Below are 10,213 nucleotides of genomic sequence, written 5' to 3' on the forward strand. Positions count from 1 at the left end.
ACGGATTTGATTATTAAAGACCTCCATGTTTATGGTTACGGCAAACTGGAAAATCAGCGTTTTCCTGAATTGGGACAGCTGCAGGTTTTCTTTGGGGAAAATGAATCGGGCAAGTCAACTATCATGTCCTTCATTCATAGTATGCTGTTTGGTTTTCCGACAAAGGTTCAAAACGAACCGCGTTACGAGCCCAAAATGCATGCTAAATATGGGGGGAGGCTCAGTCTCATAACAAAAAGTGATGGGGAAATCGTCATTGAGCGTGTGAAGGGAAAGGCTGCTGGTGATGTAAAATTGACCTTCGAGGATGGAAGGGTCGGCGGCGAGGAAGAATTGAATGAGATTCTCCATGGCGTTGATAAAAACTATTACCAGGCCATTTTTTCTTTCGACCTTCAAGGTCTGCAGGGATTACATACATTAAGTGAAGGGACCATGAGCAAATATCTGCTTTCAGCTGGGCTCATTGGGAATGATAAACTTCTTGAAGCCGAAACGAAATTGCAAAAGGAGCTCGATTTAAGATTCAAGCCTTCAGGGCAAAAACCTTTACTGAATGTGAGATTGAAAGAACTTAAGGAATTGCAGAAAAAGGTGAAAGCATCGGAAGAAGAGCAGCAGTCATATACGGCATTACTTCAGGAAGAAGCGAAACTTAAGGAGGAGCTTTCTAAAGTCACGTTAGATATTCAAGAGATTGAAGAAAACCTTGTTAACTTGAGCACTTTTTTGCGAATTAAACCCTTGGTTGAAGAACAGCGGGAACTTGAAACAGAAATAAGTGAAATTCCGGATGTAAGTTTTCCTGTTGATGGCTTAAAAAGACTTGAACAGTTTCAGGCAGTTGGAATGCCCATGAAAGCCCAACTTGCGGCATTGACTGAGAAAATGGAAAAACTTGAGGTGAAACTAACGGAACTCGAAATCAATCCGTTCATCAAAGAGCATAAAGAGCAGATTGAACATGCAATCGATCAAGGAACATTGCTGGAGAAGCTTGAGCTGGATATAAGAAAAGCGGAACACGAAAGGCTGTTGGAAGAAAAGAATATTGAAAAGGTGAAGCAGGAATTATTCTTGGATGTTTCTGATGATGAAATAAGAAAACTGGATATCAGTACATTCATGAAGGAAAAGGTGAAAAGGGCCGAGAGGGAAAAGCATCAACTCCAAAATGATAAAAAACAGCTTGACGAGAAATATGGACTGCAAAAGGATAGTCTGGAAACTACAGAATCCCGCTTGAAGGAGATAAAGGCCCAGTTACTGCCAGATGAAAAAAGAATCGAGCTGGAGTCCTTATACAACAAGCAGAATAACATCGAATTTGAAGCGGCACAATCCCTTATCCTTGATGAACAAATACTCGAGCTTGAAAAGCAATTGGCTTTACAGAGGAAGAAGGAAGCGCATAATCGCAAGCGTTCACTTATCATGAATGGCAGTTTAATAGTACTTCTTTGCTTAGGTGCAATCGGAAGTTATTTCAGTCAACAGATTTTGTTGGGGATTATACTTCTAGCCATGGCTGTTCTGTTTGCGGTTTCCAGGCATCTCTTTAAAGGTGATGATACATTGTCTGGATATATCAGGCAATTGGATGATGTGAAAAGGAAAAGGGCTGCAATTGGCAGTGAAACCAATCGAGTGAGTGATGGAGAGTCGATGGGTAGGTTGCTTGAAATGGACCAACGTCTTCAAAGGCGGTTTGAAAGTGAAATGTTTAAATATGAAGAAAGGGAGGAAGCTTTTGAATCGACCATTCAAGAATATGCTGCTTGGGAAGCTAGCAGGGACCGACTGGATAAAGAAGTGAGAAGTATCTTAAGCGGTTGGGGCCTGTCTTATCCCGGAATGGAAATCAATCTTGAATCTGTATTTGAACTTCTTGAGAAATGGAAGGAAGCCGTTGATAGGAAATATGAAGCCATCAAGATGCACAATTTTCTGCATGCAGAATTTGAGGGTAAATCGAAGGCTTTATTTCATTTTGCACACTGCCTTGATCTTGAACCATCCACATGGCGGGAAGCGATTGGCCTATTGAAACGAGAAATGAATAAAGCGGTTGAATTCTCCGTTCAACTAATACAAATGATGCAGGAACGGAGTCATTTGACGAACGAAATCGAGCAGTTGACGATGGAAAAAGGTTATCTTGATTCAGAAATGGAAATGCTTTTTAAGTTAGCGAAGGTCAAGGACGAGGAAGAGTTCAGGCAAGACGCTGCATTGTCCGACAAGAAAATTGCTTTACAAAAACAGCTTGATTTGATCACCATTCAAATTGGGCAATCCAGAATGCTGCCTGAACAAATCCAAACTTACTTAAAACAGGGGATCAACACGTATACATTTGAAAATTTAGAAGAAAAACGTAAGGATTTTGTAAAGGTGAAATCACTTTTATTAGAGAAACAGGCGGATTCGAAGCATAAGATAAAACAGCTTGAAGTTTCAGGGATTTACGATGACTTACTTCATCATTTTTATGAAGAAAAAGCTGCATTTAACGAAGAGGCGAAGGAATGGGCGAAATTGGCAATAGCCAAAAGCTTATTGAATAAAACCTTGGACCGATATAAAAGGGAACGCCTGCCAAAGGTCATCGCTGATGCAGAGCGGCATTTTTCCTTTTTAACGAATGGAAGCTATCATAAAATCATCCTTGATCAGTCGGGAGAAGGCATTTGGGTACAGCGCAGTGATGGTTTGAGTTTCAGGGTTGAAGAGGTCAGCCGCGGGACAGCAGAGCAAATTTATGTTTCCCTAAGGCTCGCACTTGCTGATCATACTTTTGAAAATGATTCATTCCCTCTCATCATTGATGATAGTTTCGTCAATTTTGATGCGGAAAGGACAAAACGGATGCTCAAGTTATTGGAAAAGGTTTCGGAAAAACGGCAAATTATATTTTTTACTTGTCACCGATATATAATGGAGTACTTTGACGAAAACCAAGTTATTCGTCTATACAGCCCCGTATTGCGCGAAGATATGAATGATTTGTTCATCCCGAAATATAATGGGTTATAAACTATAAATAAAGAGAGTGAAGTCATTGAAAATGAATGAGTTTGTAAGCCTCCATGATTCTTCTTTGGAGCTAATAATCGAAAAGGAGTTTCCTGGTGAACGATGTGTTGGGGGAAAATATTCTGCCAAAGGACACAGCATCACTTTATATGAGAGAGATATCAAAATTCAGTGTGAACGCTCCTTAGGCTCGCTTGCAAGGCTTGAGGAATATTCATGGGTGATCCTCACACATGAGTTGGGCCACGCATTGGATCCCGACCTTGCTGTGCTTAGTGAGGAGCTATACACTACAGGAAAATCAGAAATCCTTTATCAAATAGAGGTCAATGCATGGAATATTGCAGAAGGATTAATTCCTTTCGCGTTTCAGGATTTATTTACCTTCATTAGGGATGAATCTCTGGAATATTGTACAAATCGCCTGCGGGTCGGTTAAAAGGCTCTCCATATGGAGGGCTTTTTTGTTTTCCGCTAAATGGAAATTCCGATAGGGTTTGCACCGAGGAGGAGAATGGACTATTGATTAGTTCGGAAGCTGCAGAAAGTGGTAAATGATATGGAAAGTTAATATAATGTGCTTTTTTACATTAATGTTTCCAAAGGAAACTTCATATCTTTAAAGGGGTATTCACTTTAATGAATCGTTTAAGAGGAATGGGACATGGATGGATTTTTTGGTTTATATTTTTTAAAAGATTGACAGTGAGAATCATTTTCATTAAACTAGTATTATTAGACTAAAAGGGGAGTATTTTAATGCGACCAGCTATTAACACACAGTCTTTATCGCTCGGTTATGGTGAAAAATTAATTATAAATGATATGAATATAGAAATACCCAAAGGGGAGATCACCGTATTCATCGGTGCTAATGGATGTGGGAAATCAACACTGCTAAGGTCGGTTGCCCGATTGTTAAAACCTCAATCCGGCTCAGTTTTGCTCGAAGGCAAAGCGATTTCGACCATGTCATCGAAGGATGTAGCAAGAAAGATGGCGATTCTTCCACAATCCCCGGTTGCTCCTGAAGGACTTACAGTCTATCAACTTGTTAAACAAGGAAGGTATCCTTATCAAAGCTGGTTGAAACAGTGGAGTTCCGTAGATGAAGAAAAAGTTCAAAAGGCGATTGAAGCGACGAACCTGACCGATTTAAAGGATCAGGCAGTCGATGAATTATCGGGAGGCCAGAAGCAACGGGCATGGATAGCAATGACGCTGGCTCAGGATACGGACGTCATTTTATTGGATGAACCGACTACATATCTTGATATGACCCATCAAATCGAGATTTTGGACTTATTGTTCGACCTAAATGAGTCTGAGAACCGAACGATCGTGATGGTGCTTCATGATTTGAATTTAGCTTGCCGTTATGCGGATAATCTGGTGGCACTTAAAGATGGGGCGATACATGCTCAAGGCCGTCCAGAGGATATCATCACGCCTGAATTGGTACAGCATGTATTCTGCATGGAATGTCAAATTTCTTTTGATCCGATTTTCGGCAGTCCCATGTGTGTCCCATTTGGTAAAGGCCGCTACGCCCGAAGTCAGGTAAAAGCGCTGGCCCATGCATAACCTAACACCTGCTATTGAAAAAGAGCTGCAGGGATATCGCATTTCCTTTCGAGATGAAGCAAAAGTTTCCAAGACCTTCAATCATGCTGATGAGCTTATTCAGTATGCACAAGCCCGGACTGGAGCTGAAACATCAAGGATAGCCATTTCAATGTGGTTCAGACGCTATGCTTTTTTTGTCACTGCACAATTTTACATGTTCAGCAAACATCGGCTTATCTGGAAAGGCACACTTCAGGAACTTGGAGTTTTGGATGATCCAGAAGATGAACATTGGCTTCCGAGTTTTTTGATGAAAACTTGCAGGTGGAGCAATGTCACGGAAAAAGAAAGCACATCTGCCCTCCATTCCATATTAAGCAGCTTTGGTGCCGATGCCATTCGCTTCTTTTCCGGAACTGCTAAAATATCGAAGCTAGTGCTCTGGGAAAATATTTGGAGTTATACGGTATGGATGTATAGTGAGTTATTGAAGCAGGCAGATATAAAGATGCGGGTTGAAAAGGACATTGAAATAATGCTTGAAGATGAAGTATGGCTGAATATTGAAACGCATTCGCCCTTTAAACGGTTCATTGGGGAAAAAAGTGTTCCTGCGTCCATGAATCCTTATAAACGGGTGACATGCTGTTTATATTACCGAATTGAAGGCCAGGAAAAATGTGCGTATTGTCCGAATAATAACTGTTGAAATAGATTTGATTGGAGAGCCAGGCTTGGGGTCAAGCCTGGTTTTCTTGTGGAGTGATAAGAGACGGTCAGCTTAGGCTTTTTCTTGTCCATTGTCTAACACTTATTAACGAAAACTAAACGCACTAACGAGATTGGTATGTTATAATGTTGATATTTAATTGAACGGAGGCAGTCGCATGGGAAATGGGATCATACACTACGGAATTGGTGAAGTAGTAGATATATATATGTACATTAAAACGAGTACAAAAGCGGTGGCAAGTAATGGAAAGCCATTTTTAACATTGATTTTGTGCGATAAAACCGGGGAGATCGAGGCAAAGTTATGGGATGTTTCCGAGGCTGACGAGAAAACATACAGTGCGGAAGCTACGGTGAAAGTTCAAGGGGAAGTCCAGAATTATCGAGGACGCAGCCAATTGAAAATCCGTAATATCAGAATTACTTCAGACACTGATGGGGTAACAAAAGCCGATTTAATTCAAACGGCCCCTATAAGTCAGGAAGAAATGATGGAAACCATCACTCAATTCATTTTTGAAATGAGGAACCCGAATATCCAAAGGGTGACTAGGCATCTTATAAAAAAATATCAGAATGAATTCCTGACGTTTCCTGCTGCCACCAAGAACCATCATGAGTATATGTCGGGTCTGGCCTATCACGTTGTGTCGATGCTAGGGCTGGCTAAGGCCATTTCAACCCTATATCCTTCCCTCAATAAGGATCTATTGTATGCCGGAGTCATTCTCCATGACCTTGGAAAGGTACATGAGCTATCTGGACCTGTTTCGACTGTTTATACAGTGGAGGGGAACTTGTTGGGGCATATCACCATCATGGTAAATGAAGTCGGCAAAGCTGCAGAGGAATTGGGCATTGAAGCGGAAGAAATCATGATTCTCAAGCACTTGATATTAAGTCACCATGGTAAAGCGGAATGGGGCAGTCCAAAACCGCCAATGGTGAGGGAAGCGGAAGTGCTGCATTATATTGATAATATGGATGCCAAGATAAATATGATGGACCGGGCATTAGAAAAAGTGAAACCGGGTGAATTTACGGAAAGAGTCTTTGCGCTCGATAATCGTTCATTCTATAAACCAACATTTTAATGAAATATGTTTCTTTCTCGATGGAGAAAGAAGCATATTTTTTTTGTTCACGCATATTCTCTAGTAAATGAATAGTAGATTTTTTGGGAGGGAATGGACATGCCAATTTGGATTTGGTTCGTGTTTATTGGAATAATCGTCAGTGCAGTCATGGCAATTTGGACAGCTAGGCAGGAACGCCTGATAGATGATGCATGGATTGAGAAGGAAGGTCAGAAGTACATTGAACGTATGGAAGAAGAGCGTGAGAGGCGTAAAAAGGATATAAATCAGGGAGCATAGCTTGAGTGATGAGAAAAAAGCGACAGGCCTAAGGCCTGTCGCTTTTTTCTATCCAATTATTTTTCAGCCTTGGTTGCGTCACCAGAAGTGATGGCATCTTTCAGATCTTTATCTTTAATCTTCACGTCCGCTTTTTTGACTTCTGAATTCAATATATCCTGAACTTTAGTTTGGTCAATTTGAGCGACTTTCAAATCATATTCAAGATCTTTTTTCATATCTTTGTATGGTTTCTTTTCTTTTGTATCAAGAAGTTGGATGATGTGGTAGCCATAATCGGATTTAATCGGCTTGCTGATTTCATCTTTCTTCATTTTGTAAGCTTGTTCTTCAAATGCAGGAACCATTTCACCTTGTCCGAACCAGCCTAGCTCGCCGCCTTTTTCAGCTGTGCCTGTGTCTGTTGAATATTCTTTTGCAAGTTTAGCGAAGTCTTCGCCTTTGTCCAATTTAGCTTTAACTTCGTTGGCTGTTTTTTGGTCTTTCACAAGAATATGTCTCGCTTTGATTTGTGGTTTATAGTCTTCATAAGCTTTTTTCACATCAGCTTCTTTAACTTTTATATCGGCAACGGCTGCTTTTTCTTGAAGCATGCCGATTTTAAGTGCGCGTTTAAGATCATCTTCGCTCTTATATCCGGAAGAGGCCAGGGCCGTTTCGAAATTTTCACCCATTTGCTCTTTAAGTTCGTCCGTTTTAGCTTTAACTTCTTTATCAGTTACTGTATATTTTTCAGAGAGAACTTTTTCATAAACAAGTTCCTGAAGAACGGTTTCACCATAACGGTCTTTCATTACATTGTAAAATTCCTCTTTAGTTATATCCCCCGCTTTAGTTTCCACGACTGCTTCCTTGTCGCTGTTGCATGCTGTAAGTCCGATCAGCCCTGCAGTAACAGCAATCGATAATGCCCACTTCTTCATAAAAACAACTCCTAGTTTTAAGTTTCTGATTTGCTATTTTTCGTATTTCCACAAAATTAACTATAACATATTCTGGTTACTTTACAAAAAATAATATATTGGTGTATGAATAAGATTTTTTCGAAAATGGGTGAACGCCTATCCACATAATAAACCATTACATATGATAAATCGAGGACAACAAAAGGGGGTAGGAAAATGGGTAATGGATTTAACGGAGGATTCGCTTTGTTAGTGGTGTTATTCATATTATTAATAATTGTAGGATCAGCCTGTTTCTAATCGGCAGCATAATTAATAATGGAAAGAGCCCACTCCTTTTGTCATGGAGTTGAATAGGATATGGTAGCCGCTCAACATAAAGACGAAGCGAATATCAAGCTTAGAAAGGAATGGATTCCTTTTGGCGGATTTTAAGGGTGTGCATGAAATTACAATTACTTAAGAATGGAAAGGAGGAAGATCAATGTCTGGAGGAATAGGTGGAGGCTTTGCTCTAATTGTCGTTCTTTTCATCCTGTTAGTCATCATTGGAGCTTCTTGGTTATAAACTCATAAACAAAAGGCGAAGCTGTTGCTTCGCCCTTTTTCTTTATGTGGATAATGCCCCGGATATCACCAATGTATGTAACAAATGATGGCCATCATTTGTTGCTCATCTCTACGTATACAAAATTTCAATATAGGAGGATAATAACATAATAGTAATTAATACATTAATGGTCCTGAATACTTTAGGCTGCCGGTCTTCAGCAATTTCCTTTTGAATGCATAAAGAGTTTGTCATTCTATTAATATTATAAAGGATCAAAATAGCAAAAATAATAAACCAGAACGAGATCAAAACCTAAAATCCCTCCTTGCAAAACTTCATGTATAAATACGATACCAAATTATAATGAAAAAAGATACATAAAAATCTTATTGGACATCATTATGAATGAATAAGAAATCACTTTTGAATAAGTATATCGTATCCTTCGAGATGTTCCTCGATAAAAGAATGCCTTGGGGAACCAATCAGGTTTTTTATATAAATAAAATCCGATACGCATAATCCGGTGTGCAGGGATAATAAAATAGTGAAATAATGAATGTAATGTGGAAAACTAAGGGCACAACCAATCAATATGACAGACATAATGACGAAAGGCAGCACAAGGGTCAAAAGATAAAGATGCTTTCGAATCGGAACATGTACATTGACTTTGCATGTAAGCACAAGGTTCCACTTCAAGGACCAAGAAGTTTTTACTTTTTTACATAATAATCGTAAAGGTAAATAGTGTAATAGTTTGTGAACAGGATATAATAAGAGCAATAGGCTAAAAAATACCATTGTTTGATCGCCATACAAAATAACATGAGTTAAAAAGACACTTAATAATGTATAGATCAGAACAAAAGACAACAATATAGTAAAAACTGCAAAAAAGATCAGACGGCAACTGCCATATTGTTTTGCGACGTCAATTGTTTTCCACGAATTCATTTCGAAATCAGCCCTCCAAAGCTGTTTTAATATACTTACATACATTACGATGAATGGATGGAAAAAGCAATGAAATTCTTGGATTAACTTTAAGATAGTGTGTGGGCAAGCTAAGGGCGTTGAAGGCTAGGTTTTGAACCAGGGATCTGACGGATTCCTGAGTATGAAAAATCAATAATTGGGTCATATGCCTTCTTATGATAAATTGAATGATCGATTGGGGATAAGTGATGTATGAAAAATATAAATGAAGAAATAGAAATACTCCGTTTTCATCAACGGCTTTTATTAAACCTGATACGCAATCCGGAGGCCAAGTTGGACTATCTATTTGTGGAAAAAAATTTCACCATGAAGGAAGCGGAAGAATTATTGGAAACATGTGATACCTTGAGCAAACGCTATGAAATAGAAAAAGCGGAAGGGTATATGAACTTTCGACCGCTTTTTAATCAATTTGAAAGAAATGTCAATTCAAAAATAACCATAAAGGAATGCGTTGATGCATGCCTCTCACAAGGTTTATATGTATCATTCATGAGGGAAATGGATAGAGTATGAGATTAAACTGGCTCAGTTTCTTTCTCTATCTTTTTTTTTGTGATTTTACCCTCCACGTCAGTAAACTCCTGATCAATATTATCGAAGGACCGTTCAAAGATTTGCATGAAATCTTCACCGTAGATATTACGGATAATGGCCATCATTTCAATCATATCGGGAAACTTGCCATAAAGTTCACGCAGTGGAAGTGCACCTGAGAAAGCAGAGTTCTTGCTTGGGTCGTATGTCTCCATTAAATCAAGAAGGATTTTTTCACCTTCTGCTGTGATCTCTATATACGTATTCCTTTTGTCATTTTCTTTTTTGGAAAATGTTAAGTATCCGCGTTCCTCTAATTTTTTTGAAAAGTTAAATGCCGTAGAAACATGCATGACCCCAAATTTTGCAACATCAGAAATGGAAGAGCCATTAAGATGGTAGGCAATCCAAAGAATATGATGCTCATTGATATTTAAATCATAGGGCTTGATCCATTGCTGCCAATCTTTTTGATTCGTTTTCCTTAAGGATTTGCTTATTTGTGC

13 protein-coding genes are annotated in these 10,213 nt (G+C 39.1%); 9 read left to right on the forward strand and 4 right to left on the reverse strand.

The window, feature by feature from the left end:
* The first annotated feature begins 6 nt into the window (after positions 1–6).
* From ACFVSH_RS10690 to ACFVSH_RS10715, 6 genes are all read left to right on the forward strand, one after another.
* Positions 7–3,036 carry an ATP-binding protein gene (locus ACFVSH_RS10690; RefSeq protein ID WP_387705893.1) on the forward strand — a complete coding sequence of 1,010 codons (3,030 nt, stop codon included), beginning with the start codon at positions 7–9 and terminating at the stop codon, positions 3,034–3,036.
* Positions 3,037–3,067: 31 nt separating this feature from the next.
* A complete protein-coding gene (locus tag ACFVSH_RS10695; RefSeq protein WP_387705895.1) occupies positions 3,068–3,475 on the forward strand; it encodes a hypothetical protein in 408 nt (135 codons plus the stop codon).
* Positions 3,476–3,795: 320 nt separating this feature from the next.
* Complete coding sequence (locus ACFVSH_RS10700) at positions 3,796–4,620, forward strand: ABC transporter ATP-binding protein (RefSeq protein ID WP_260284553.1); 825 nt, start codon at positions 3,796–3,798, stop codon at positions 4,618–4,620.
* Positions 4,613–5,311, forward strand: coding sequence for a (2Fe-2S)-binding protein (locus tag ACFVSH_RS10705; protein ID WP_387705897.1), 699 nt, complete (start codon positions 4,613–4,615; stop codon positions 5,309–5,311). The genes ACFVSH_RS10700 and ACFVSH_RS10705 overlap by 8 nt, the downstream gene beginning before the upstream one ends.
* 178 nt (positions 5,312–5,489) lie before the next feature.
* Entirely contained in the window at positions 5,490–6,428 is a 939-nt protein-coding gene (yhaM, locus tag ACFVSH_RS10710; protein ID WP_192203634.1) for a 3'-5' exoribonuclease YhaM, read from the forward strand.
* Positions 6,429–6,527: 99 nt separating this feature from the next.
* Positions 6,528–6,710 (forward strand): sporulation YhaL family protein, encoded by a 183-nt coding sequence (locus tag ACFVSH_RS10715; RefSeq protein WP_370662518.1) that lies wholly within the window; start codon positions 6,528–6,530, stop codon positions 6,708–6,710.
* 56 nt (positions 6,711–6,766) lie between these two features.
* Here ACFVSH_RS10715 and ACFVSH_RS10720 read toward each other — a convergent pair whose 3' ends face one another.
* A complete protein-coding gene (locus ACFVSH_RS10720; protein WP_192203636.1) occupies positions 6,767–7,633 on the reverse strand; it encodes a peptidylprolyl isomerase in 867 nt (288 codons plus the stop codon).
* Positions 7,634–7,831: 198 nt separating this feature from the next.
* Here ACFVSH_RS10720 and ACFVSH_RS10725 point away from each other — a divergent pair, with 198 nt between their 5' ends.
* A complete protein-coding gene (locus ACFVSH_RS10725) occupies positions 7,832–7,915 on the forward strand; it encodes a YjcZ family sporulation protein (RefSeq protein WP_141242671.1) in 84 nt (27 codons plus the stop codon).
* Positions 7,916–8,099: 184 nt separating this feature from the next.
* A complete protein-coding gene (locus tag ACFVSH_RS10730; RefSeq protein ID WP_034314699.1) occupies positions 8,100–8,183 on the forward strand; it encodes a YjcZ family sporulation protein in 84 nt (27 codons plus the stop codon).
* Positions 8,184–8,294: 111 nt separating this feature from the next.
* Here ACFVSH_RS10730 and ACFVSH_RS10735 read toward each other — a convergent pair whose 3' ends face one another.
* Both ACFVSH_RS10735 and ACFVSH_RS10740 read right to left on the reverse strand, forming a co-directional pair.
* Positions 8,295–8,477 (reverse strand): hypothetical protein, encoded by a 183-nt coding sequence (locus tag ACFVSH_RS10735; protein WP_034314696.1) that lies wholly within the window; start codon positions 8,475–8,477, stop codon positions 8,295–8,297.
* Positions 8,478–8,585: 108 nt separating this feature from the next.
* Positions 8,586–9,170: a DUF3267 domain-containing protein gene (locus tag ACFVSH_RS10740; RefSeq protein WP_353618248.1), complete on the reverse strand. Its 585-nt coding sequence runs from the start codon at positions 9,168–9,170 to the stop codon at positions 8,586–8,588.
* Between the two features lie 189 nt (positions 9,171–9,359).
* Here ACFVSH_RS10740 and ACFVSH_RS10745 point away from each other — a divergent pair, with 189 nt between their 5' ends.
* The gene (locus ACFVSH_RS10745; protein ID WP_387596434.1) at positions 9,360–9,686 is read left to right on the forward strand and encodes a DUF1878 family protein; all 327 of its coding nucleotides are present in this window, start codon (positions 9,360–9,362) and stop codon (positions 9,684–9,686) included.
* Between the two features lie 2 nt (positions 9,687–9,688).
* On the opposite strand, the gene ACFVSH_RS10750 is transcribed toward ACFVSH_RS10745, so the two are convergent.
* A partial coding sequence (locus ACFVSH_RS10750; RefSeq protein WP_387705898.1) for an HTH-type transcriptional regulator Hpr occupies positions 9,689–10,213 on the reverse strand: 525 nt, incomplete at its 5' end.

The organism is Peribacillus sp. NPDC058002, from assembly GCF_042886655.1.
In the GTDB taxonomy this organism is placed as follows: Bacteria; Bacillota; Bacilli; order Bacillales; family DSM-1321; genus Peribacillus; species Peribacillus aracenensis.

Bases quoted from the DNA above. Each gene is read 5' to 3' on its own strand.
- ACFVSH_RS10695 (WP_387705895.1), top strand. From the start codon at position 3,068: ATGAATGAGTTTGTAAGCCTCCATGATTCTTCTTTGGAGCTAATAATC.
- ACFVSH_RS10700 (WP_260284553.1), top strand. From the start codon at position 3,796: ATGCGACCAGCTATTAACACACAGTCTTTATCGCTCGGTTATGGTGAA.
- ACFVSH_RS10705 (WP_387705897.1), top strand. From the start codon at position 4,613: ATGCATAACCTAACACCTGCTATTGAAAAAGAGCTGCAGGGATATCGC.
- yhaM (WP_192203634.1), top strand. From the start codon at position 5,490: ATGGGAAATGGGATCATACACTACGGAATTGGTGAAGTAGTAGATATA.
- ACFVSH_RS10715 (WP_370662518.1), top strand. From the start codon at position 6,528: ATGCCAATTTGGATTTGGTTCGTGTTTATTGGAATAATCGTCAGTGCA.
- ACFVSH_RS10720 (WP_192203636.1), bottom strand. From the start codon at position 7,633: ATGAAGAAGTGGGCATTATCGATTGCTGTTACTGCAGGGCTGATCGGA.
- ACFVSH_RS10725 (WP_141242671.1), top strand. From the start codon at position 7,832: ATGGGTAATGGATTTAACGGAGGATTCGCTTTGTTAGTGGTGTTATTC.
- ACFVSH_RS10730 (WP_034314699.1), top strand. From the start codon at position 8,100: ATGTCTGGAGGAATAGGTGGAGGCTTTGCTCTAATTGTCGTTCTTTTC.
- ACFVSH_RS10740 (WP_353618248.1), bottom strand. From the start codon at position 9,170: ATGTATGTAAGTATATTAAAACAGCTTTGGAGGGCTGATTTCGAAATG.
- ACFVSH_RS10745 (WP_387596434.1), top strand. From the start codon at position 9,360: ATGAAAAATATAAATGAAGAAATAGAAATACTCCGTTTTCATCAACGG.